The sequence below is a fragment of the Bradyrhizobium sp. UFLA05-112 genome, from assembly GCF_053572325.1.
In genome coordinates this window covers 1-24,021 of record NZ_JBANBK010000038.1, presented here as the reverse complement: position 1 = coordinate 24,021, position 24,021 = coordinate 1, and the positions used below count along the sequence as shown (strand labels likewise).

Sequence of the window (24,021 nt, the reverse complement as noted above, 5' to 3'; positions counted from 1 at the left end):
TGTGGCACTTTTATGTGGGTCTTTCGTGGTCGGCGAGGCGTTCAAAGGCTGGTTCACCCGAAAACGCGGTGGAAGTATGAAGCTTGATTTTCCTCAAGCAGTTGCCACTTTTGTGACTAGTCCAATTTGCCTATTCCGCCGGCACGAGAGCCCTCGCCTCCCCCATGGCATTCAGCTTCCAGGATATGGTCGAAGAGGCGCGCCTGTCGGCCCGGGCGCTTCTCGACTATGGCGAGCATTTCTTCAACCCCACCGTCCGGCTCGGCGTCACCGGCCTGTCGCGGGCGGGTAAAACCGTGTTCATCACCGCGCTGATCCATGGGCTGACGAGCGGCGGCCGCTTTCCGGTGTTCGAGGCCTTTGCCTCCGGCCGCATCGCACGAGCAAAACTCGCGCCGCAGCCCGACGATGCCGTGCCGCGCTTCGACTACGAAAGCCATCTGCGCGCGCTGACCGAGGACCGGCGCTGGCCGAACTCCACCGTCGACATCTCAGAGCTCCGCCTCGTCATCGACTACCAGCGCCAGAACGGCGCGGACCGTAACCTGACGCTTGATATCGTCGACTATCCCGGCGAATGGCTGCTCGACCTGCCGCTGCTGCAAAAGAGCTACGAGCGATGGTCGGCGGAGAGCCTGGCACTGTCGCGCGCGGCCCCGCGGGCGCATCTGGCGGCCGACTGGCACGCGCATCTGGCTAGCCTCAAGCCCGAGGCGGCCGAGGACGAGCAGGCGACGCTGACCTCGGCAAGGCTGTTCACCGAATACTTGCGTGCCTGCCGCGACGAGCGCTTTGCCATGAGCCTGTTGCCGCCCGGCCGCTTCCTGATGCCGGGCAGTCTCGCGGGCTCGCCGGCACTGACCTTTGCGCCGCTCGATGTGCCCACCGAGGGACAAGCGCCGGAAGGATCACTCTGGGCGATGATGGTGCGCCGCTACGAGGCTTACAAGGACGTCGTGGTGCGCCCCTTCTTTCGCGACCACTTTGCCCGGCTCGACCGCCAGATCGTGCTGGCCGATGCACTTGCGGCGTTCAACTCCGGACCCGATGCGCTGCATGACCTCGAAGCGGCGCTGGCCGGCATTCTGGATTGCTTCCGGATCGGACGCAGTACCTTCATCTCCAGCCTGTTCCGCCCGCGCATCGACCGCATCCTATTTGCGGCGACCAAGGCCGATCATCTGCATCATTCCAGTCACGACCGCCTCGAGGCCGTGTTGCGGCGCGCGGTCGCGCGGGCAGTCGCGCGTGCCGAAAGCACCGGCGCCGAGATCGACGTGGTGGCGCTCGCCGCCGTACGCGCGACGCGCGAGGCGCAGGTCGCACGCGGCCGCGACAGATTGCCGTCCATCCTCGGCACGCCCGCTGCCGGCGAAAGCGCCGGCGGCGAGTTTTTTGACGGCGATACAGAGGTCGCGACCTTTCCGGGCGATCTGCCACTCGATCCGGAAGCTCTGTTCAACGGCGCCGAGTCCTTTCGTGGGCTTTCGACTGCCGCTGCCGAGACGAGCGACTTCCGCTTCCTGCGCTTCCGTCCGCGAAAGCTCGAGCGCGAAGGGGCTGAGGGGCCGGCGCTGCCTCACATCCGCCTTGACCGTGCCTTGCAGTTCCTGATCGGAGACAGGTTGGAATGAACGAGCGACACCAGCAACGGCGGCCCGCGACGTTCCGGCTGGATGACCCCGACGTCGTCGTGACTGAAGCCGATGAATCCGGAAGGCTCACGCGCGCTGCGATCCAGATCACGCCCGAGCCCGATCCTCTGGCGCTGCCCGTACCGGTCGAGACACCGGTCGTGGTGCGGCGCGGCTTCCCCTGGGGCACGCTGTTCTGGTCAGGCCTTGCCGGGCTGACGCTGCTCGGTGTCGGACTTGGCGTCGTTCATCTGATCGAGGACCTGTTTGCGCGCAGCGAGAGCCTCGGCATCGTCGGTCTCGCTCTCGCCTTCGTCACCACGCTCGCACTCGCGGTCGTGATCGGACGCGAGGCGTTTGGACTTGCCCGGCTCGCGACCATCGAAAAACTGCATCAGCGCGCGACAAGCGTACTCGCCAGCGACAACCGCGCCGAGAGCCGCGTCATCGTGCAGGATCTCCTGCGCATCGCGCATCAAAACCCGCAGCTCGCACGCGCCCGCGCGACGCTGCAAAACCACACTGGTGAGATCATCGACGGCGCCGACATGATCCGCCTCGCCGAGCGCGAGCTGATGACGCCGCTGGATGCGGAAGCGCGGCGGCTGGTGTCATCGGCCGCGCAGCGGGTTTCGATCGTCACCGCGGTGAGCCCCCGCGCGCTGATCGACGTGCTGTTCGTGTTCGTGGCTTCGCTCCGCCTGATCCGCCAACTGGCGCGGCTCTATGGCGGCCGCCCCGGCGCCCTCGGCATGATCCGGCTGCTTCGCCACGTCATCGCCCATCTCGCCATCACCGGCGGCATGGCCGCGAGCGACAGTCTGGTGCAACAGATGCTCGGCCACGGGATCGCGGCAAAGCTGTCGCAGCGACTCGGCGAAGGCGTGCTCAACGGATTATTGACGGCGCGGCTCGGCCTTGCCGCCATCGACGTCACACGCCCGCTGCCGTTCGCAGCGTTGCCGCAACCGAAGCTCTCGGATCTTGCAACCGATCTGCTGCGGAAGAAAGAAGACGAGGAGTAGCTATTCTCCCCTTCCGCGCGAGCGGAGAGAGGGAGAAAAGGGCCAGCACACGCCACTGGAACAGCGGCGCGTCCTTTGGTGGAGAGAGCTCAGGCGTCCAGCCGGTGAGCTTTTCCAGTGCGTAGGTATCCATCACGAGGCCGCGCCAGCGGCGGTCGACCTGTTCGAGCGGCTCGCGCGTGACGGGCAATGAATTCCATAGCGGCAGATGATTATCGGGCTCGCGTCCGACATAGAGGCCGGCCTGTCCGCGGATCCGGTCGATGCCGGGATCGGCGAAATCCTGGAAGCGGCCGCGCTCGTTGATCTCGATGACGGGCACGCGGCCGCGGAACAGCCAGCGCAGCATGGCGTAGGTGCGGTAGTCCGTCGTCGCGATCCAGGTCGCGCCGGTCTTGTCGAGTTGCGCCTGGGCGCGGGCCGCGACCTCGTCATAGCCGGCTTCGGCGCCGATCGGATCGATCTTGCCGAGGAAATTCCAGGGCGCGATCATGTAGTAGAGAAACACGGCGACGACGAAGGCGATGCCGGTCGTGATGGCTGCGTTGGCCCAGAAGGTCGCCGACCTCGTCATCCGCTCGGACCAGCCCTCGCGCGGCAACGTCACGAGGTTGATGGACACGGCGGCGAACCCGACCGGCCACATGAACATCGGCCAGGTGTCACCGACCCGCAAGGTGAGCGATTTCCAGAGGAAGTAGAGGAACGGCACCAGCACCGCGGTCGAAAGCAGAATCGCGACCGGCTCGCGCGTGCGGTAGCCGCGCCACGCCGTCAGCGTCAGGCCGGACAGCACCACCGGCAGCATGACGAAGCCGACGAGGCCGAATTGCAGGCCGATATAGTCGCCGATGGTGCGCCAGGAGACGCCGTAATTCGCGGTCGCGCGCACGCCCTGGAAGCGGAACGAGGCCCAGTCGTGCTGCGCGTTCCAGATCAGGACCGGCGAGAACACGGCGATCGCGATCAGCACGGCGAGATAGGGATAAGGGCTGCGCAGCCAGCGCCAGCGCCAGTCTGGCACCAGCACGAACGCGACCACTGCAGGCAGGAACATGATCGCGGTGAACTTGGATAGCAGCGAGAGGCCGGCGAAAAATCCGGCCGCGAGCCACCAGCGGCCATCGCCGGACTGTGTCAGCCGCACCAGCGACCAGAACATCGCGACCGCAACGGGGATCATCGCGACGTCGGGCGCGACCTTGGACATCAGCAGCCCGTAGTAGAGCGCCGCCTCCGGCATCAACAGCGCGAACACGATCGCGCGCGCGTCGCGGGTGACACGTCGCACGATATCGGCGAGCAGGCACTGCGTGACCAACATCGCCACGATGCCGCCGAAGCGGACGCCGAGCTGGGTGTCGCCGAAGATCGCGGTGCCGAAACGGATCAGCCAGGCAATGCCTGGAGGATGGTCGAGAAAGCTGAGCGCGCCCTCCTTCGACCAGGTCCAGTAGTAAGCCTCGTCGGTGCGCAGCTCGAGCATCGAGGCGTAAACGATACGCAAAGCCGTCATCGCCGCGACCACCAACGCGGCAATGATGAGGTGCCGGCGCGCGGCGTCGTCGGGCTTGGCTGTCATGTCGGGGGCGATCGTCACGGGCGCGCTTTTCCCCGACTTGGGAGGGGGAGTCAATGCGGGGGTGTTGCCGCGTATGTCCGTGTCATGCCCCGAGTTGTAGGGTAGGCAAAGCGAACGCGCCCACCATCAAGCACCGTGCCCGGGAGCGGTGGGCACGGCGCAAGAGCGCCTTTCCCCACCCTGCAATTCCGCCTCTGCGGGCTCCATGCCGCGCAAGTTGTCGGGCACGCTGTTTTCGGCTGGAATTAAACTCTACGATAGCTGATCTAGATGACGAGCTGATACAAACCGAATCATGGCAACCGCTCTCGCACGATTTTCCGAACAGTTCCGCGGCACCGGCGTTCGCCAGGTGCGGCTCGTCTGCGGCGTCATCCTGTTTTCCTATGTGGTCAGCCACTTCCTCAATCATGCGCTCGGCAATATCTCGGTCGAGGCCATGCAGGCGGGCGTCTACTACCACGTCCTGTTCTGGCAGTTCCTGCCGGTCGCGATCCTGTTCTACACCGCGGCACTGGTGCATGCCGGGCTCGGCGTCTTCGCGCTCTATCAGCGCCGGCAGTTCCGCTGGAAGACCGTCGAGCCGCTCCAGCTCGTGCTGGGCCTCAGCATCCCGGCGCTGGTGATGGCGCATCTGATCGGCGTGCGGCTTGGCCACACCGTCTACGGTCACGAGAAGCTCTATCCGCAGGAGCTCTACCTGTTCTTCGTCGCCTCCTCCGCCCGGCTGTGGCAGATGACGATCCTGCTCATCGTCGCCTGGATCCATGGCTGCATCGGGCTCTATTTCTGGCTGCGTATGAAGCCGTTCTTTCAGCGCGCCGCGCCCTGGCTGCTCTCGGCGGCCGTGCTGATCCCGACGCTGGCGATGCTCGGCATCTACCAGGGCGGACGCAGCGTCACCGCCGACAGCGACGATGCGGACTGGCGCGCGGCCAATCTGACCCAGCGCCAGGTCGGCACCGTCGCGCAGGCCAGCACGCTTGATCGCATCACCGGCGGGCTGACCATAAGCTATCTCGGCCTGCTCGGCATCGTGCTGCTCGCGCGCGGCGTGCGGGGCTTGCGCGAGCGCCGTGGTGGCATGATCGCGCTCTCCTACGGCAACGGCAAGACGGTGCGCGTGCCAAAGGGCCTGTCCGTGCTGGAGGCGAGCCTGCGCCACAACGTGCCGCATGCCAGCGTCTGCGGCGGCCGCGCGCGCTGCTCGACCTGCCGCATCCGCGTGATCGGCGATCATGGCATCCTCCCCGAGCCGTCGCAGCGCGAGGCCTTCGTGCTTGCGCGTGTCGGCACCACCGATCCATCCATTCGCCTCGCCTGCCAGCTGCGGCCCACCTGCGATCTCTCCTTCTTCCAATTGTTCACGCCGCACACCACGGCAAGCACGGAAGGTTCAGGGCCCGCGCGGATCGGCCAGGAGCGCTATCTCGTCAGCCTGTTCGTAGACATGCGAGGCTCGACCCAGCTCGCCGAGAAGCGGCTGCCGTTCGACACTGTCTTCATCGTCAACCGCTTCCTAGGAGCGGTTTCGCAGGCCGTGATCGAGAATGGCGGCCAGCCCAACCAGTTCGTCGGCGACGGCATGCTCGCGCTGTTTGGCCTGTCGGCCAATCCGCAAACCGCCTGCCGCCAGGCGCTGCGCGCGGCTGGCAGCATCGCCAGCCACGTCGACGAGCTCAATGAGCTCCTGAGCCATGACCTGCGCCAGCCGATCCGCTTCGGCATCGGCATTCATGGCGGCGAGGTGATCATCGGCGACATCGGCTATCGCGATCACATCGTGTTCACCGCGCTCGGTGACGCCGTCAATGTCGCGGCGCGCCTGCAGGACATGACCAAGACGCTCGCCTGCGAGGCCATCGCCTCCGATGAGGTCCGCCAAACCGCGGGTCTTGCCGAGGACGCGCTGCCGCAGCAGGAGGTCGCGATCCGCGGCCGCGACGAACCGATGGTTGTACGCGTCATCGCCGATGCACGGCAGCTCGCTGGCCTCGTCGACCGCGACGAGCGCGCCGCAGCGTAAGGCCCGAACCACACGGGAAGTGAGCTCCCTCTCCCGCTTGCGGGAGAGGGTTGGGGAGAGAATATCTCCGCATCGGGACAATCCCCAAGAGGAGAGAGCCCTCACCCGGCGCTTCGCGCCGACCTCTCCCGCAAGCGGGAGAGGTGGAGTGCACCGTCGCCGCGGCTACAACTCGATTCCATCTCGCCGCCGCGTAACACCGGCCTGCTGCGATGCAGCGTCCTGCTGACGCTGCGAAAGCACGAATTGACTTCGCACCCGCCGATGCGACAGATGATCGCGAGGTCAGCGGTGATGACCGTTGGCTCAACCGAAATGCTCCGGAGGGAGACGATGATCGACAGACGCGACCTGCTCAAGGGAGCGGGACTTGCCGCAATGGCGGCCACACTGAGCTCGACCAGGGCGCTGGCAGTGGACACTGTCACCCTGCCCTTCGCCAATGGCGAGCGATCGCTGGTAAAATATCCGCAGAAGCGGTCGATGATCGGCCTGACCAGCCGGCCTCCGCAACTCGAGACACCGTTCGCGATCTTCAACGACGGCCCGCTGACGCCGAACAACGCGTTCTTCGTCCGCTATCACCTGTCGGACCTGCCCTACAATGTCGACCCCGACAAGTTCACGCTCGAGGTCAGGGGCAAGGTCGACAAGCCGCTGAAACTGTCCCTAAGAGACATCCGCAAGATGAAGGCGACCGAGATCGTCGCGGTCAACCAATGCTCCGGCAACAGCCGCGGCTTCTCTGATCCGCGCGTCGCCGGCGGCCAACTCGGCAACGGTGCGATGGGCAATGCACGCTGGCGCGGCGTGCCGCTGAAGACTCTCCTCGACATGGCCGGCGTGCAGGCCGGAGGCAAACAAGTCACCTTTGGCGGCATGGACGGCCCGGTCAGCGACAAGACGCCTGATTTCGTCAAGGCGCTCGATCTCGATCACGCAACCGACGGCGAGGTGATGCTGGCCTATGGCATGAACGGCGAGGACCTGCCGTTCCTCAACGGCTTCCCGCTGCGCCTCATCGTGCCCGGCTATTACGGCACCTACTGGGTCAAGCACCTCAACGAGATCACCGTTATCGACAATGTCTACGACGGCTTCTGGATGAAGTCGGCCTATCGCATTCCGGACACGCCCAACAATGCGATCGAGCCTGGCACGGCACCGAAGGCGACGATCCCGATCAACCGGTTCACCATCCGCTCCTTCATCACCAGCGTCGCCGACGGCGCCAAGCTGAAGGCCGGCCGCACGACATTGCGCGGCATTGCCTTCGACGGCGGCAAGGGCATCAAGGAGGTGTCGGTCTCGATCGACGGCGGGAAGACCTGGACGCAGGCCAAGCTCGGCAAGGATCTCGGCAAATACTCCTTCCGCGAATGGAAGCTGCCGGTGAAGCTCGCGGCCGGCCCGGTCGAGCTGAAGGTGCGCGCGACCAGCAATGGCGGCGAAACCCAGCCGGACACGCCGCGCTGGAACCCGGCCGGCTATTTGCGCAACGTCGTCGAAACCGTCCGCGCCACGGTCGCCTGAAGGAGAATAACGATGAACCGCACCGTTCTCCTTACGCTCACTCTCGCGGCCGGCATTGGCGCTGTAACCGCCGCCCCCATCGGCTACCAGAATCCGGACGAGGTCGCCGCCTTCAAGCCCGGGCCCAATCTCGACGTGGTCAAGAACAACTGCACGGCCTGTCACTCGGCCGATTACGTCAACACCCAGCCACCAATGGAGGACAAGAAGGGCTTCTGGCAGGCCGAAGTAACCAAGATGATCAAGGTCTATGGCGCGCCAATCGACGATACCGATGTCGGCAAGATCGTCGACTATCTCGCCGCGACCTATTGACGGGCCGCCGGCCGCCGGCCAGCCAAATGACCGCGAAACGGGCAAAATCGGCAAAAACGCCGCGAAGTTGAGCGAATTTCCGCAGAATACCGGCATGGTTTGAGCTACCAAGCCCGTAAGATTCCGGTGTATCCTGCTTCGACCGAGCCGGCCGGTTTGCGGGGACTGGCGGCTCGTGCTTGTGGAGGAAAGTCCCGCGGAGAAGACGTGATGCCCAAAGGTACGGTCAAGTGGTTCAACCCGACAAAGGGTTATGGGTTCATCCAGCCTGCGTCGGGAGGCAAGGATGTGTTCGTGCATATCTCGGCAGTGCAGAAAGCCGGTCTGTCCACCCTGAACGAAGGTCAGACGGTGGAATATGAAGAGATCGCAAACCGGGGCAAGACGTCCGCAGAAAACCTCAAAGTATAAGCCCTCCGGCATTTCGCCGCCTCCCGGATCGCATCCGGGAGCACGGGCCAAAAAAATTTTAGAAGACGGTCAAGTGCATTCGACGACAGGCGTTGCGATTGCGCGAGGGTAGGCTTTTTTTGCGCCTAGAGACCCCTGATCGACACAACCTCGATGACAATCGCGACAGCAGGATTCAGCCGACAGGCAAGGGTGCGTCGCGCTTGATCTCCTCCATCACCGCATAGGTGCGCGTCTCGCGCACGCCCGGCATCGACAGCAAGGTCTCGCCGAGAAAGCGCCGATACGCGGCCATGTCGGGAAGGCGCGCCTTCACGAGATAATCGAATCCGCCGGCAACCATGTGACATTCGAGCACCTCGGGCGCGAGCTTCACCGCGCGCGCAAACCGCTCGAAATTGTCCGGCGTGGTCTTGTCAAGCAGCACCTCGACGAACACCAGGAGGCCGAGCCCCAGGCGGTGCGGATTGAGCCGGGCGCCATAGCCTTCGACGACCCCTTCGCGCTGGAGCCGCTTCAGCCGCTCGCCGATCGAGGTCGGCGACAGGCCGATGCGCTCGGCGAGCTCGACATTGGCTATACGCCCATCCTCCTGCAAAATTGAGAGGATTCTCCGGTCGATTTTATCGATATCCATACTTATCACGGAATTTTTGCCTAGTAGCTTTATTATCTAAGGCAAAATCGCTATCTTGTCTATCGAACTACGGCAGCGTGGGGATTAGCTTGGAGGCCAGACAGGACATGCCATGCCGAACATTTCCTCCCCCTTCAGCGCGCCCTTCGCGCCCGATGATGCCGAGATAGCCGCACCGCTGTTGCGCAACGCGCACCTCGCCCCTCCCCAGGAGGCGCGGATCGACCGCACCGCTACGCGGCTGATCGAGGCTGTCCGCAAGCGTGACGACCGGCTCGGCGGGGTCGAGGACATGCTGCGCGAGTTCGCGCTCTCGACCAAGGAGGGCTTGGCGCTGATGGTGCTGGCCGAGGCCCTGCTCCGCGTGCCGGACGCCCGCACCGCCGACCAATTCATCGAGGACAAGCTCGGCGAGGGCGATTTCGTCCACCACGAAACGAAATCCAGCGCGTTCCTGGTCAACGCCTCGGCCTGGGCGCTCGGCCTCTCGGCGCGGGTGATCCAGCCGGGCGAGACGCCGGACGGCACCATCGGCCGGCTCGTGAAGCGGCTGGGCGCTCCCGCCGTGCGCGCAGCGACCCGGCAGGCGATGCGGCTGATGGGCAACCATTTCGTGCTGGGCGAGACCATCGAGCAGGCGCTGGAGCGTGCCCGGCCCCGCTCCGGCGAGCAGCCGCGCTACTCCTTCGACATGCTCGGCGAAGGCGCGCGCACCGCCTCTGACGCCAAGCGCTATTTCGACGCCTATGCGAGTGCTATCGAGACCATCGGCAAGGCAGCGGGCGAACGTCCTCTGCCTGACCGTCCCGGCATTTCCGTCAAACTCTCGGCGCTGCATCCGCGCTTCGAGGCGATCAGCCACGATCGGGTGATGGCGGAGCTGGCCCCGCAGCTCCTGGATCTGGCCCGGCGCGCCAAGGCCCATGACCTCAACTTCACCGTCGATGCCGAGGAAGCCGACCGGCTGGAGCTCTCGCTCGACGTGATCGCGGCGACGCTGGCCGATCCCTCGCTCGCCGGCTGGGACGGCTTTGGCCTCGCCATCCAGGCCTATCAGAAGCGCGCGTCCACCGTGATCGACTATGTCGATGGCCTCGCCCGCGCGCATCATCGCAAGCTGATGGTGCGGCTGGTCAAGGGCGCCTATTGGGATACCGAGATCAAGCGCGCGCAGGAGCGCGGGCTCGACGGCTATCCGGTCTTCACCCGCAAGGCGATGACGGACCTCAACTACGTCGCCTGCGCCTCGAAGCTGCTCGCATTGCGGCCGCGCATCTTCCCGCAATTTGCGACCCACAACGCGTTGACCGTTGCGACCGTGCTGGAGCTTGCCGGCGATAGCGGGGAATACGAGTTCCAGCGCCTGCACGGCATGGGCGAGGCGCTCTACGAGCAGCTCGCACGGGATCACCCAAAACTCGCCTGCCGCACCTATGCGCCAGTCGGCAGCCATCGCGACCTGCTCGCTTATCTCGTGCGCCGGCTGCTGGAGAACGGCGCCAACTCCTCCTTCGTGGCGCTGGCCGCCGACTACCGCGTGGCGATGACCGCCCTGTTGCAACGCCCCGCTGACATCATCGCCAAGCCGCAAGCAGCCCATCACCCGAAGATCCCGCTTCCGCGCGAGCTGTTCGCGCCGGAGCGGCGCAATTCACGCGGCGTTGAGTTCGGCGAGCGGGCCGCACTCGATCGCCTGCTGGCCGACATCGCGGCCGAGCCAACCGATCTCAAGCCTATCGCCGACTCCACGTCCGAGCAGACCAACGCAGCTCTCGCAGCAGCGCGAGCGGGGTTTGCGGCCTGGAGCCGGACGTCCGCTGGCACCCGCGCAGCAGCGCTGGAGCAGGCCGCGCATCTCCTGGAGCAGCGGGCACCCTACTTCATCGCGCTGCTCCAGCGCGAGGGCGGCAAGACACTCGATGACGCGCTCTCCGAGCTGCGAGAAGCCGCCGACTTCTGCCGCTACTACGCCGCGCGGGGCCGAAAGCTATTCAGCGCCGGCGAAGCGATGCCAGGCCCCACGGGCGAGAGCAATGTGCTGGCCCTGCGTGGCCGCGGCGTGTTCGTCGCGATCTCGCCGTGGAATTTTCCACTCGCGATTTTTCTTGGCCAGGTGACGGCGGCGCTGATGGCCGGCAACAGCGTGGTGGCAAAGCCCGCCGAGCAGACGCCGCGGATCGCGCGCGAGGCGGTGCGGCTGCTGCACGAGTCGGGTGTTCCCGCACATGCGCTGCAGCTCGTCACCGGCGATGGCCGGATCGGCGCCGCACTGACCGCGCATCCCAATATCGCCGGCGTCGTGTTCACCGGCTCGACCGAGGTCGCAAGATCCATTAACCGGACGCTCGCCGCCAAGGATGGCCCCATCGTGCCGCTGATCGCGGAGACAGGCGGCATCAATGCCATGATCGCAGATGCGACCGCCCTTCCCGAACAGGTCGCCGACGACGTCGTCACCTCAGCATTTCGTTCTGCCGGCCAGCGCTGCTCGGCACTGCGGCTCCTGTTCGTGCAGGAGGACGTCGCTGACCGCATGATCGAGATGATCGCTGGCGCCGCGCGCGAGTTGAAGATCGGCAACCCCAGTGACGTTGCGACCCATATCGGACCGGTCATCGACCGCGATGCCAAGCAGCGGCTCGACGCACACATTGCCCGAATGAAGACCGAGGCGCGGCTGCATTTTGCAGGCAGCGTGCCCGAGGGCTGCTTCGTGGCGCCGCATATTTTCGAGCTCGCTGATAGCGGGCAGCTTACCGAGGAGGTGTTTGGCCCTGTCCTGCATGTCGTGCGCTACCGCGCTGAAAACCTCGAGCGCGTGCTGGCTGCGATCGAGCGCACCGGCTATGGGCTCACGCTTGGCGTCCACTCGCGCATCGACGACACAGTCGATGTTATCGTCGAACGGCTGTCGGTCGGCAATGTCTACGTCAACCGCAACATGATCGGCGCCGTGGTCGGCGTGCAGCCGTTCGGCGGCAACGGCCTTTCCGGAACCGGCCCCAAGGCCGGCGGCCCGCATTATCTGGCGCGCTTCGCCACCGAACAGACCGTCACCATCAACACCGCCGCTGCCGGCGGCAACGCTGCCCTGCTCGCGGGCGAGGAGTAGCTCCGAGCTAGCTCTGTCACCGTCACCCTGAGGCGGCCGCGAAGTGGCCCTCGAAGGGCGACGGCCCGGCTGCAGCCCGGCCGTTAATCCTTCGAGGCCTCCGCTACGCGCCTGCACCTCAGGATGACGGAACTAACAGCTGCGGCCAGCGCAGCTCTACGATGACCCGCATGCCGTTGCATCCCGCAAAAACATCAGTCAAATGATTGAATGGTTAGAACGCACGAATTCCAGCGTGCGGGAAATAAGAAGAGCGGGAGCGGCGGCACGATGCAGAAGGGCATTTTCGACGGCCTGAAGGTTTTGGATTGCGCGAGCTTCATCGCGGCGCCCGCTGCCGCGACCGTGCTGTCGGATTTCGGCGCCGACGTCATCAAGATCGAGCCGCCCGGCATGGGCGATCCTTACCGTAATCTGCCGAACCTGCCAGGCTATCCCGCAAGCGAGCACAATTTCGCCTGGCTCCTGGAGGCGCGCAACAAGAAGAGCCTCGCGCTCGACCTCACCAAGCCGGACGCGCAGGCCGTGCTCTACAAGCTGGTCGCCGAGAGCGACGTCTTCATCACCAACATGCCGCCGCAGGTGCGCTCAAGGCTCGGCATCACCTTTGACCATCTCGCGCACCTGAACGAGCGGCTGATCTACGCCTCCTTCACCGGTTACGGCGAGAAGGGCGAAGAGGCCAACAAGCCCGGCTTCGACAGCAACGCTTATTGGGCGCGCTCTGGGCTGATGGACCTCGTACGCGCCGACATTCATACCACGCCGGCCCGCTCGGTCGCCGGCATGGGCGACCACCCCTGCGCCATGGCGCTCTATAGCGCGATCGTCACCGCGCTCTACCAGCGTGAGAAGACCGGCAAGGGCGCGCATGTCGCCTCCAATCTGATGGCGAACGGCGTGTGGGCCGCGAGCGTTCTGGCGCAGGCAAAACTCTGCGGCGCCAGGTTCGGTGAGCGGCGGCCGCGCGAGCGCGCGCTGAACGCGGTGACCAATCACTACCAGTGCAAGGATGGCCGCTGGATCATCCTCTCGCTGCTGAGCGAGGATCGGCAGTGGCCGACGCTCGCCCGCTGCATGGGACGGGAGGATCTGATCGCCGACCCACGCTTTGCCACCAAGCCGGATCGCCATGCGCGCTCGGTGGAGCTGATCAGGATTTTCGACGAGGTATTCGCCACCAAAGATCTCGCCGAATGGCGTAAGATCCTCGACGGCAACGGGCTGGTGTTCGGTGTGGTCGGGATTCTCGATGACATCCCCAGTGACCAGCAGATGATCGACAACGAGGTGCTGGTGCCCTTCGAGAACGACACCATGTTGACGATCAACAGCCCGATCTGGATCGACGGTACGAGAAAGGTCCAGCCGCGCAAGCCGCCTGAAGTCGGCGAGCACAGCGACGCGATCTTGCGCCAGGCAGGATACGACGAGGCAACGATCAAGACGCTGCGCGCGTCGGGGGCGGTTGCGTAAGGGGCGACACGCCAGCGCAACGTTCACCGCTGTCGTCCCGGCGAAACCGGGACGATGTTGGCTGGGTAGTTCGCTTCCGTGGATGCATTGCTGGATTGCTTCGCTTCGCTCGCAATGACGACGCGGGACGATCTCGGTATAACGACAACCAAGCGAACCTGCGTTGCAGTGAGGTCCCATGCCCAGCTATCGCCTGCACTACTTCCCCGAATCCGGCAACAGCTACAAGCTGGCGCTGATGCTCACACTGTGCGGTGAGACCTTCGAGTCCGTTTGGACCGACTTTGCCGGCGGCGTCACACGCACTCAGGAGTGGCGACAAACGGTCAACGAGATGGGCGAGATTCCGGTGCTGGAGATCGACGGCGTGAAGATGACGCAGACTGCGCCGATCCTGCTGAAACTATCCGAGCAATATGACCGCTTCGGCGGTGCAACGGCCGAGGAGAAATTCGAGCTGCTGCGCTGGCTGTTCTGGGACAACCACAAGCTCACCGGCTACTTGGCAACCTATCGCTTCATGCGGACATTCACGCCGAATGGCGACCCGCAGGTGCTGAAACATTTCCGCCGGCGGCTCGACGACTTCCTCGGCATTCTCGATCAGCATCTCGCCCGCAGCGCGTTCGCGATCGGCGAGAAACCGACGGTCGCCGACATTTCAATGATGGCCTATCTGCATTATCCGAGCAACGAGCACGGCTACGATTTCGGAGAAAGCCATCCGGCCATCCACGCCTGGCTCGGCCGCATGGCCGCACTGCCCGCTTGGCAATCGGCATATGATCTGCTGCCCGGGAAACGGCTGACGCATTACGCGTCCTGACTGAGAGGAACTACGACCGCGCCGCGATCCAGATGAGTGCGAACACCACCGCGCCGATCACGATGGCGACCGCAACAGCCCAGGTGCTGACCCGGATGCTGCCAGTGATCTGCTTGGCTTCCTCGTTACGCGCGATTTCGCGATTGCGCTGCTTGTTGGCTTCGCTGCTGTCCGTCATCGGTCATCCAAATGTCGCTTCGATTAACGCGTCTTCACAAAGCACATGCCGATGCGGGTCGAAGTCGCAGCGGCCTGACAGGCCAGACCTTTACCACAGGTCCATGACGTAAAACTCTTGTCGGCGCCGGCCGATCCCGACGGTTGCAAATAACAATGGGCGCCCCAACCGTCCTGATATTCGGTTCCCGTAAGCTCGGCCCTGCCGCGAAGCTGCGGCCGGCTGGCGAAGCCGCGCGAGAAGTCGGGGCGCCGCCCCTCGGCGAATGCGGTCAGGATATCGCGGCGGCGAACCTGGTCGCCGAAGAAATGAGGCGAGGCCGGCACGATTGTGGACGGCTTGTCCGCGAGCCAGTCGACGCCCGGGAAATGGAAGCCGCCGATGCCGCGGGTCTGGTGGCAGCCGGCGCAGGTGATGTCGTTGAGCCGGCGCTGGAAGCCCGCAACCGAGCGGATATTCTGCAAGCCGATACCGCGCTCGGCGGCAGCCTTCAGCACGCCGACCACGTCGCTGTCGGTGACAACGCCATCGGCTTTGCCCTCGCCCTGCATCAGGCCGAATTCCGGCTGCAGCGCCGATGCATCGAGCCCCGCCGGCGTCGGCGCGATCGCGGCTCTCGCAAGGAATTTTTCCGGGATCAGCACCGTGCCGCGATCGAACTCGCTAAAATGCTCGGGGGCAAGCAGCCAGTCCCTGAAATCATGCCTGAGCGCGTCATCGCTGAGGATACGATCGCGGTCGATCTGGTTCTCCAGCGTAGACTCCTCGAAGACCTTGGTGTCCGCATTATACTTGAAAACCTTCAGGAGATAGTCGGTTCGGAATTCGTGGCGCGCCGATTTCGGCATGAATGCAATCTGGGTGTTGGTCTCGATGCGGTCGAGCATTGCATCGTCCGGAAACGAACGTTGCTCGACGAGATCCAGCGGCTTGTCGTTGGCGAGCCAGCGGCGGGCGATATCCGAGCAGGTCGTGGGCTTGCCGTTGGGGCCAACCTGCCCGTCATGCCTGGCCTTGAGGATGAAGTTGAGCGTCATCGGCAGGCGCGTAGCCGCCTTGTCGCCCTCCTGCTTTGGTTCGAAGCGCGCCAGCCGGTAGATCAGCCGGATTTCGCCGCAGGAACCCTCCGAGACATAGGCGCGGTCCATCCGGTTGACGATGCCCGCCAGCACGAAGCGCGTATCGCGGGAGTTGAGATTGGAGCGGTCGAACAGTTGAACGTCGAAGTCGTCGCCGACGCCGATGGTCTCGTCAGGCGCCTTCGCCTTGTGCCGTGCGATGTAACGCTCGAACTCGGCGTCGATGGCGGGGCGTATCTGTGCAAGCTGCGGCAACGATGAGAACAGCATGTCTGACGTGAGCGGGAAATTCGCGTTCCGCTCCGGCCACAACAGCCGTGAGATCGTCAGCACATCGTGCTGATCGAGCATGCCGAGTTGCTGCGGATCGGTGATCGCGGTGCCGCGCTCGAGGCCTGCGTTCTCCAAGGCAGGCAGCGGCAGCGCGCCGCCGCACAGCGCGACGAGGGCAACGAGAATGCGCAAAACGCGATGGCTCATGTCTCCACTAACACCGCCGCGCTCGGCCTATTCAAGCAAAAAGGCGCTTCACATCGCGGTGAAGCGCCTTTCCTCGAGTTCGGAAGCACTCGGCTTAGCGCGCGACGATCAGACCTTTGCTGGTGACGACGACCCAGCGGCCATCCTGGCGGCGGATCGCATCGATCCGGCCGAGACCCGCCACGGGGTCGCCGGCATAGACCTCATAGAGGCCCGAGCGGCCCTCGATCAGCGCGCCGCCATTGGCAACGTCGCGCAGGTGCCAACCCTCGACCGTCGGCAGCCGGCCGACCTCGGGCTTCGGCGGCGCTGCGGCCAGCGCGGCGGCCTGTGCCGAGAGGGTTTGTGGCGGCGTGGCCGGCACTGGTGCGGGCGTCGCGGCGGCGACCTGAGCCGGGGCGATCGAGCCCGTGATCTCCTTCGCAGCAGTCGTCTGCGCGGGCGCGGGAGCCTGTGCCGAGCGCAGCTTGTCTACGGCCTCGGACAGTTTTGCGAGCCTGGCAGCAGGTTCGGCCTGCGCTTTCTCGAGCTTGTCGAGGCGATCGCTGGTCTTGTTGAACTGGCCGGTCGCGGACTTCGAGGTGTGATCAAGGCCGGCCTTCAGCGCGACGACATCGGCATCGATCCGCGCGACGGAGGCTTCCAGCGCGCTGGTGTCGGCAACCGGTGCCGCTGCTTGCGTCTGATTAGGCGCAAAGTGCATGACGCCGGCGGTCGCGAGCGCGCCGCTGATCGCGCCGACAAGGGCCGCAAGCGCGACGACGGCGGCCATCGCCGAGAACCGGCGCTTGTCGCCCGTGTCCCTCGCCTCCGGCTTGACCTCCGACTGCGCGCGATCCCAGGCGTGGTCTGAGGGCGCCATGACAATCAGCTTGCCGGGCTTCAGCTCAGCCTTGGATTCGTGGAGTTTGGATTCTTGGAGCTTGGGCTCTGCGTCCGGCTTGGGCTCTTCCGGCTTGGGCTCCTCCGGATTGGACGCGTCGAGCTTGGGCACCACCAGCCTGGGTGGTTCAACCTTCGGCGCCTCGGCCTTGGGGGCATCCGGCATCGGGGCATCCGGCTTGGGCGCCTCATGGTCGGGCGCAATTGACGGGGCGTCGGCGCGCGTCTCCAAGCCGGCCTCCGACGAAAGGCCAGCCTCCGACGAAACCTCGGCGGGCTGCAGTTCAGCAGCCGGTTCGGGCATTGCTTCGCTCACGGCTCAAATACTCCAGTCAAGGTTGACCTTTTGGTAACTTTCATTGCTTGCGAAATCCTTACCCTCGGACCCGCTTACCGAAATTTTAGGAACTCATCCGGGGCCGAATTGGGCCGGGATCATGGAACCGGCGTGGCAGGCCAAGCGCAAAATTGCGTTCGGGACGAACGGACCAACCCTCGATACCCGGCCAAGGTGATGTTTGCCTGGCAGAATTCCCCGGTTAACGTGGCCTTAACTGTCCCGTCAGGCGCCAAGGACGTCCGTTTGCGATGGCAAAGCACCTTGCGGACCTGGCTTTCGCCACGACGACGTTGGAGAGAGCCCGCCGCGCTCGTCCAACTCCATCACATCACCACCGGCTCGTCCGGCAGCTCGTTGGGATGCGGGCCTTGCGGCGGGAAATGCTTGGCCAGTTCACGCGACACCGCTTCGATGCCCTTGATCACGCCATGCTCGAAACGGCCGTTGCTGAAGTCAGCCTCCATGTCGCGGCAGATGTTTTCCCAACCCGCAGCGCCGACCTTTGCATCGATGCCGCGGTCGGCGACGATCTCGACGTCGCGGTCGGCGAGCAGGAGGTAGATCAGGACGCCGTTGTTGTGCGCGGTGTCCCAGATCCTCAGATGGGAAAAGACGTCGAGCGCGCGCTCGCGCGCCGGCTGGTTGCGGAACAGCGGCCTGCCGTCAAGCGCCCCTTCGACGACGAAGCGGACCTGGCCAGAGTGCGTGGTCTCGCTTGTCTTGATCGCCTGCTCGATCCGGTCGAGCACTTGCGGCGTGAACACCTGTTTGGCACGCCAATGGTGCTGCAGGAGATGCTTGGTGATGCGCTTGATGCTCATGACCTACCAGCTCCCCGACGCACCGCCGCCACCAAAACTGCCACCGCCGCCGCTGAAACTGCCGCTGTCGCTCGATGAGCCACTGCTCCAGCCGCCCCCCGAGGAACCGCCCGACCAGGAGCCGCCGCGCGAATAGCGTCTCCCCGGACCGGACGTCGGAGCGAGATCAGCGATGAACGCCAGGATGAAGGCGATGGCGCCGACGCCGATCGCGAGGGCCACCGAGCCGATCATGAACCAGGCCACTGCGGCAAGCACCCCGCCGGTCGCAACCGAGCCAAGCAGTCGGCCGAAGATCGTGCGCAGGATGCCGCCGACGAACAGTGAGGCAAACAGGGCGAAGGGAGCGACGGGCCCGAGATCGTTCAAGTCGCTGGCAAAGCTCGTGCTGCGCTGAGGCGCCGGCAACGGCTCACCGTCGATCACGCGCATCATGCGATCGACGCCATCGGAGATGCCACCGGCGAAGTCGCCGCTTCTGAATTTTGGCGTGATGACCTCGTCAATGATCCGTCGCGAGGTCACGTCAGTGAGCGCGCCTTCGAGCCCATAGCCAACCTCGATGCGCAGGTGGCGGTCGTTCTTGGCGACGAGCAGGATTGCGCCGTCGTCGATCTTCTTGCGGCCGATCTTCCAGGCGTCTGCGACGCGGATCGAGTACTGCTCGATCGTCTCCGGCTGCGTGGTCGGCACGATCAGGACGGCGATCTGGCTGCCCTTGCGGTTCTCGTAGTCTCGCAAGCGCGAGGTCAACGTTGCGACATCGCCGCTCGACAGCGTCCCGGTTTGGTCGACGACGCGCCCCGTAAGCTGCGGCACAGCGACGTCGGCTACGGCCGCGAAGGCCCAACTGAACAGCAACGCAAGCAGGAAGGCACCGCGCGGTGCGACGGCAGAACAGGCGCGCAACAAGCTCGCTGTCATCGCCCGGCTTGACCGGGCGATCCAGTAGCCCGGAGACGCCGGCGAGATGCGGAGAGCTCGCGGCGTACTGGATTCCCCGCTTTCGCGGGGAATGACGGCGGTGGGTGTGGCGCGCATTGGTGGCCCAACGCGCTATTTCGACGGCGCAGGCGCCGGGTTGAAATCGACCTTCGGCGCGGTCGAGATCTCCTTCTCGTTCTCCACGCTGAAATTCGGCTTCTCCTTGTAGCTGAACATCATCGCAGTGAGGTTGGTCGGGAAGGAGCGGATGGTGACGTTGTAATCCTGCACCGCCTTGATGTAGCGGTTGCGCGCCACCGTGATGCGATTCTCGGTGCCCTCGAGCTGGGACATCAGGTCCTTGAACAGCGCATCCGATTTGAGCTGCGGATAGTTCTCGGTGACGACGAGCAGACGCGACAGCGCGCTGGAAAGCTCGCCCTGGGCGGCCTGGAATTTCTGGAACGCGGCGGGATCGTTGAGCACCTCGGGCGTTGCCTGGATGCTGCCGACCTTGGCGCGCGCATTGGTGACCCCAAGCAGAACATCCTTCTCCTGCTGGGCAAAGCCCTTCACCGAATTGACGAGATTGGGCACGAGATCGGCGCGGCGCTGATACTGATTTACCACCTCCGACCAGTTGGCCTTGATCTGCTCGTCCTGGCCCTGGATCGCGTTGTAGCCGCAATTGGTCAGGCTGAGGCAGGCGAACGCCGCCAGCACTGTCAGGATCTTGCGCATGAAATTTCTCCCGGTGGAATCGAGAGCCTAGATATCAGATTGCGCTCGCGGAGGACATGCTGATGGAGCTGGCGGCGGGAGGTGTCGAGCCGCAGCCCGGATGGAGCACAGCGCAATCAGGGAAAAGCAATCACGGACGGACCCGGATTTCGCTTCGCTCCATCCGGGCTACTGCTGGTGCCACATATTCGCGCGACGAGCGCGAGCGCTCCAGCGGGGGTCCCGGGCTCGCGCTTCGCGCGCCCCGGGAGGAGTTGGGGCTGTGGCGACAGCCGAGGTAAAATGTGACGTTGCGCCTACGCTCCCGCCTTCGCGTCCCGGATCGCCTGCCAGATCTTTTGCGGGGTCAACGGCGTGTTGAGCTGGGTGATACCGAGCTCGGCGAGCGCATCCATCACGCCGTTGGTGACGCAGGGCGGGCCGCCGATGGCGCCGGATTCGCCGCAGCCCTTGGCGCCGAGCGGGTTGGTGCGGCAGGGCGCGGAGTCGTCGAGCGTCACCTCGATCGGCGGCACGTCGTCGGCGCGCGGGATGCAATAGTCCTGGTAGCTTGCGGTCAGGAGCTGGCCTTCGGCATCATAGGCCACGCCCTCATAGAGCGCCTGGCCTATGCCTTGCGCGACACCGCCATGGATCTGGCCGGTGACCAGCATCGGGTTCACCGCGACGCCGACGTCGTCGACCGTGGTGTAACGCACGACGCGGGACACGCCGGTTTCCGGATCGATCTCGACCTCGCAGACATGCGTGCCGTTCGGCCAACTCGGACCGTCGACCTCGCCTTCGGAATCGACGCTGAGCTTCGCGCCGCTCTCCTTCTCCGCGATCTCGAACAGGCTGATGCGGCGGTCGGTGCCGACAACGGCGAGCATGCCGCCCTGATACTCGATGTCCTCGACCGAGGTCTCCAGTACGTTCGACGCCTTCTCGCGCGCCTTCTGGATCAGGTCGCTCGAGGAGACCGCCACCGCCGTGCCGCCGACAAACAGCGAGCGCGAGCCAACGCTGCCGAAGCCGGTCGCGAGATCGGTATCGCCCTGCACCACGTCGATCTTGTCGAGGGGAATGCCGAGCGTGTCGGAGATCATCTGGGTGTAGGTGGTCTGCAATCCCTGCCCCATCGCCATGGTGCCGGAATGCAGGATGATGCGGCCCTGCGAGGTCGCGTGCAGGCTGACCTTCTCGGTGTGCGCGCGTCCACCGGTCCATTCGATGTAGGAGGTCAGCCCCCGGCCATAGAGCAGGCCCTTCTTCTTCGCGGCGCGCTTGCGCGCGGCAAAACCATCCCAATCGGCAAGCTTAGCAGCACGGTCGAGCATGTGTGCAAAGGCGCCGGAATCGTAGACCTGGCCCGCAGCGTTGGTGTAGGGAAGCTGCGCCGGCTTGATGAAGTTCGCTTTGCGGATCGCGCGGGGATCCATGCCGATTTTTCGCGCCGCAGCGTCGAACAGACGCTCGACGATGAATACCGCCTCCGGCCGGCCCGCTCCGCGATAGGCGCCGACCGGTGCGGTGTGTGTCATCACCGTCTTGATCTCGAAATGCACAAGCGGCAGATCATAGACGCCAGTCTGCACGAAAGGCCCAAGCACCAGCGGGATGATGTTGGCGGCTCCTGAGGAGTAGGCGCCGGTGCAGCCGATCGACTTGACGCGATAGGCGAGCACCTTGCCCTTCTCGTCGAGCGCAAAAGAGGCGGTCGAGGTGAGATCGCGGCCATGGGTGCCGCCGACGAACTCGTCGGTGCGGTCGCCGCGCCAGCGGATCTTTTTGTTCAGCTTGGTCGCGGCATAGGCAACGATGCCGTCCTCCGGATAGAGGTTGGTCTTCTGGCCAAAGCCGCCGCCGATGTCGCCGACCAGCACGCGCACGCTCTCGATCGGCCGCTTCAGCACCGCGCCCGCGAGCACGTCGCGGGTCGAGGCTGGCGTCTGCGACTGCACGTGCAGGAGAAGCCGGCCGGACTTCTTCTCGATTTCGGCAATGGTCGAGCGCGGCTCCATCGCAGACGGCACGAGCCGCTGGCTGACGAGATCGAGATCGACCACATGCGCGGCCTTGGCGAAGGCCTCATCCACCTTGACGGCGTCGCCGTAGGCCATCGCCCCGACAATGTTATCGGGCGCCTCCAGCCACACCACAGGCGCACCTGGCTTGACCGCCTCGACGGGATCGACGACCGCAGGCTGCACGTCGTAGTCGACGACGATCGCTTCGGCCGCGCTCTGCGCCAGAACGCGCGAAGTGGCGACCACGGCCGCAACGGCCTCGCCAGCATAGCGCACGATCTCATGAGCGAGCAGGCGCCGCGGCGGCACCGTCATCGGCTTGCCGTCGGGGCGCTTGAAGATGTTGAGCGTGGGGATCTCGCCAATGTTGTCCTTGATCAGATCGGCGCCGGTGTAGATCGCGGTCACACCAGGCATCGCCGTAGCCGCGCTGGTGTCGATCGACGCGATCTTCGCGTGGGCATGCGGCGAGCGCAGCACATGCAGCCACAGCGCGCCGTCCTCCGGCTTGTCGTCGATGAACTGTCCCTTCCCGGTGAGTAGCCTCTGATCTTCCAAACGCTTGACGGGCTTGCCCGCCCCGAAACGCAAATTACCGGGAAGAAAGTTCATTCCGCTTGTCCTCTAGGCCTCAAAGTGCGGCCGCCTTTTAGCGGATCGAGGCAAACGAGGCCAGCCGACGTTTTGTGCGGGCAGGACCCGCAAATTCGTCATGCCACGAGCTTGGCAACCGCGGATGGAAGTTAGCCGACCTCTCGCAACGCCGCCTCGACGGCCTTGCGCTGCTCGGGCGAAAGAGCCGCTTGTGGCGGAATGGGGTCGCCGACGTCGTAGCCCTGGATCGTCAGCCCTGCCTTGATGCAGGCGGCGAGGTTGAAGCGAGCAAAAGCCTCGTTGATGCGCCATAGCTTGCGCTGAAGCGCCATGGCTGCATCCCAGCGTCCCTCCTTGCAGAGATCGTAGAGCGCGACGCTCTGGCGCGGGATGATGCAGGCCGGACCCGCCATCCAGCCGAGGCCGCCGATCAGCATCACCGCGGCTGGAATATGTGCGGAAGCCGAGAACACGCGGATCTTGTCGCCGCAGCGATTCATGATCGACAGCAGCCGGCCGGTGTTGGTCGAGGCGTCCTTGATGTAACCGATGCGCGGGTGCTCGGCGAGACGCGCGATGACGTCGAGCGTCAGGTCGGAGCGCTGGAATTGCGGGTTGGTGTAGATGACGACGGGAATGTCCACGGCATCCGCAATGCTGCGGAAATAGGATTCGACCTGTGCGTCGGCGAGCGGGAAGTACGCCTCCAGAATTGCCAGAATGCCGTCGGCGCCGAGCTTCTGGTACGCCTTCGCCTGCACGACCGCATCGGCGGTCGAGGTCGAGGCGACACCGGCCACCACGGGCACACGGCCCTTCGCGGTCTCGATCGTGGTCTGCACGATACTCGCGCGCTGTGCGGCGTCGAGATAGGCGAACTCGCCGGTCGAGCCGAGCGGCGTCAGCCCATGCACGCCGGCACCGATCAGATCGTCGCAGAGCCGGGCGAGCACGCCGGTGCGCACGGTGCCGTCCGCGTCGACCGGCGAAACGAGATAGGGGAAGACACCGTGAAAATCGGGCATGTCGGGCAACCGTGCGGCAGGTCGGGCGTTGCGGGGCCGCCCGTATGGTTTCGCGGGTGCTAACATGCCCCCGTGAGGCCGACAAGCAAGCCGGCGAGTGAACGCACTTGCCGCGTGATCGTGATGAGGCGGTTCGATTCCGCGGAGATTGACCAGACCGTGAGCGAGATCGCGGCCTACGGCACCGCACTCGATGTAGAGGACGCGATCTTCAGGAAACGCGAGGGGCTGCCAGCTTTCGGCTGGCACGTTGCGCACTGACGAGTGCGGCAATCAGCAAACGCTGCGGCCTAATCTTACTGAGTCAGAAATCCACGGACCAAGCTGGGTGAGAATCGCATATTGAAGGAGATTCAACGCGAGATCGAGGA

20 protein-coding genes are annotated in these 24,021 nt (G+C 64.9%); 10 read left to right on the top strand and 10 right to left on the bottom strand.

Annotated features, from left to right (window positions below):
- Window positions 1-164 precede the first annotated feature (164 nt).
- Both SO180_RS22055 and SO180_RS22050 read left to right on the top strand, forming a co-directional pair.
- Entirely contained in the window at window positions 165-1,634 is a 1,470-nt protein-coding gene (locus tag SO180_RS22055) for a YcjX family GTP-binding protein (RefSeq protein ID WP_449380935.1), read from the top strand.
- On the top strand, window positions 1,631-2,659 hold the full coding sequence (locus SO180_RS22050; protein ID WP_449380934.1) for a YcjF family protein: 1,029 nt from the start codon (window positions 1,631-1,633) through the stop codon (window positions 2,657-2,659). Before SO180_RS22055 ends, SO180_RS22050 begins: the two co-directional genes overlap by 4 nt.
- Here SO180_RS22050 and SO180_RS22045 read toward each other — a convergent pair.
- Window positions 2,568-4,241 (bottom strand): glycosyltransferase family 39 protein, encoded by a 1,674-nt coding sequence (locus tag SO180_RS22045; RefSeq protein WP_449380990.1) that lies wholly within the window; start codon window positions 4,239-4,241, stop codon window positions 2,568-2,570. The two genes, SO180_RS22050 and SO180_RS22045, sit on opposite strands and share 92 nt — an antisense overlap.
- Before the next feature lie 295 nt (window positions 4,242-4,536).
- Here SO180_RS22045 and SO180_RS22040 point away from each other — a divergent pair, with 295 nt between their 5' ends.
- The 4 genes from SO180_RS22040 (at window position 4,537) to SO180_RS22025 (ending at window position 8,526) form a co-directional block, all read left to right on the top strand.
- Window positions 4,537-6,267 carry an adenylate/guanylate cyclase domain-containing protein gene (locus SO180_RS22040; RefSeq protein WP_449380933.1) on the top strand — a complete coding sequence of 577 codons (1,731 nt, stop codon included), beginning with the start codon at window positions 4,537-4,539 and terminating at the stop codon, window positions 6,265-6,267.
- 333 nt (window positions 6,268-6,600) lie between these two features.
- Window positions 6,601-7,800: a SorA family sulfite dehydrogenase catalytic subunit gene (sorA, locus tag SO180_RS22035; RefSeq protein WP_449380932.1), complete on the top strand. Its 1,200-nt coding sequence runs from the start codon at window positions 6,601-6,603 to the stop codon at window positions 7,798-7,800.
- A 12-nt stretch (window positions 7,801-7,812) separates the two neighbouring features.
- Window positions 7,813-8,115 (top strand): SorB family sulfite dehydrogenase c-type cytochrome subunit, encoded by a 303-nt coding sequence (gene sorB / locus SO180_RS22030; protein WP_449380931.1) that lies wholly within the window; start codon window positions 7,813-7,815, stop codon window positions 8,113-8,115.
- A gap of 210 nt (window positions 8,116-8,325) precedes the next feature.
- Window positions 8,326-8,526 (top strand): cold-shock protein, encoded by a 201-nt coding sequence (locus tag SO180_RS22025; RefSeq protein WP_027527932.1) that lies wholly within the window; start codon window positions 8,326-8,328, stop codon window positions 8,524-8,526.
- 175 nt (window positions 8,527-8,701) lie between these two features.
- Here SO180_RS22025 and SO180_RS22020 read toward each other — a convergent pair whose 3' ends face one another.
- The gene (locus SO180_RS22020) at window positions 8,702-9,163 is read right to left on the bottom strand and encodes an Lrp/AsnC ligand binding domain-containing protein (protein WP_449380930.1); all 462 of its coding nucleotides are present in this window, start codon (window positions 9,161-9,163) and stop codon (window positions 8,702-8,704) included.
- Between the two features lie 112 nt (window positions 9,164-9,275).
- On the opposite strand from SO180_RS22020, the gene putA reads away from it, so the two are divergent.
- The 3 genes from putA to SO180_RS22005 all read left to right on the top strand — a co-directional run bounded on the left by putA (window position 9,276) and on the right by SO180_RS22005 (window position 14,577).
- Entirely contained in the window at window positions 9,276-12,275 is a 3,000-nt protein-coding gene (gene putA, locus SO180_RS22015; RefSeq protein ID WP_449380929.1) for a bifunctional proline dehydrogenase/L-glutamate gamma-semialdehyde dehydrogenase PutA, read from the top strand.
- 270 nt (window positions 12,276-12,545) lie between these two features.
- Window positions 12,546-13,751 carry a CaiB/BaiF CoA transferase family protein gene (locus tag SO180_RS22010; protein WP_449380928.1) on the top strand — a complete coding sequence of 402 codons (1,206 nt, stop codon included), beginning with the start codon at window positions 12,546-12,548 and terminating at the stop codon, window positions 13,749-13,751.
- A gap of 178 nt (window positions 13,752-13,929) precedes the next feature.
- Window positions 13,930-14,577, top strand: coding sequence for a glutathione S-transferase family protein (locus tag SO180_RS22005; protein WP_449380927.1), 648 nt, complete (start codon window positions 13,930-13,932; stop codon window positions 14,575-14,577).
- 10 nt (window positions 14,578-14,587) lie between these two features.
- On the opposite strand, the gene SO180_RS22000 is transcribed toward SO180_RS22005, so the two are convergent.
- From SO180_RS22000 to SO180_RS21965, 8 genes are all read right to left on the bottom strand, one after another.
- Window positions 14,588-14,755: a hypothetical protein gene (locus SO180_RS22000; protein WP_449380926.1), complete on the bottom strand. Its 168-nt coding sequence runs from the start codon at window positions 14,753-14,755 to the stop codon at window positions 14,588-14,590.
- Window positions 14,756-14,778: 23 nt separating this feature from the next.
- Window positions 14,779-16,314 carry a hypothetical protein gene (locus SO180_RS21995; RefSeq protein ID WP_449380925.1) on the bottom strand — a complete coding sequence of 512 codons (1,536 nt, stop codon included), beginning with the start codon at window positions 16,312-16,314 and terminating at the stop codon, window positions 14,779-14,781.
- A 94-nt stretch (window positions 16,315-16,408) separates the two neighbouring features.
- Window positions 16,409-17,500: a hypothetical protein gene (locus SO180_RS21990; protein WP_449380989.1), complete on the bottom strand. Its 1,092-nt coding sequence runs from the start codon at window positions 17,498-17,500 to the stop codon at window positions 16,409-16,411.
- A gap of 359 nt (window positions 17,501-17,859) precedes the next feature.
- Entirely contained in the window at window positions 17,860-18,357 is a 498-nt protein-coding gene (locus tag SO180_RS21985; protein ID WP_449380924.1) for a TPM domain-containing protein, read from the bottom strand.
- A 3-nt stretch (window positions 18,358-18,360) separates the two neighbouring features.
- Entirely contained in the window at window positions 18,361-19,281 is a 921-nt protein-coding gene (locus tag SO180_RS21980; protein WP_449380923.1) for a TPM domain-containing protein, read from the bottom strand.
- A gap of 132 nt (window positions 19,282-19,413) precedes the next feature.
- Window positions 19,414-20,022 (bottom strand): LemA family protein, encoded by a 609-nt coding sequence (locus tag SO180_RS21975; protein WP_449380922.1) that lies wholly within the window; start codon window positions 20,020-20,022, stop codon window positions 19,414-19,416.
- A 296-nt stretch (window positions 20,023-20,318) separates the two neighbouring features.
- Window positions 20,319-22,643 carry a xanthine dehydrogenase family protein molybdopterin-binding subunit gene (locus SO180_RS21970; protein WP_449380921.1) on the bottom strand — a complete coding sequence of 775 codons (2,325 nt, stop codon included), beginning with the start codon at window positions 22,641-22,643 and terminating at the stop codon, window positions 20,319-20,321.
- Between the two features lie 131 nt (window positions 22,644-22,774).
- Complete coding sequence (locus SO180_RS21965) at window positions 22,775-23,650, bottom strand: dihydrodipicolinate synthase family protein (RefSeq protein WP_449380920.1); 876 nt, start codon at window positions 23,648-23,650, stop codon at window positions 22,775-22,777.
- 123 nt (window positions 23,651-23,773) lie between these two features.
- Here SO180_RS21965 and SO180_RS21960 point away from each other — a divergent pair, with 123 nt between their 5' ends.
- On the top strand, window positions 23,774-23,911 hold the full coding sequence (locus SO180_RS21960) for a YbjQ family protein (protein ID WP_449380919.1): 138 nt from the start codon (window positions 23,774-23,776) through the stop codon (window positions 23,909-23,911).
- Window positions 23,912-24,021: the final 110 nt, after the last annotated feature.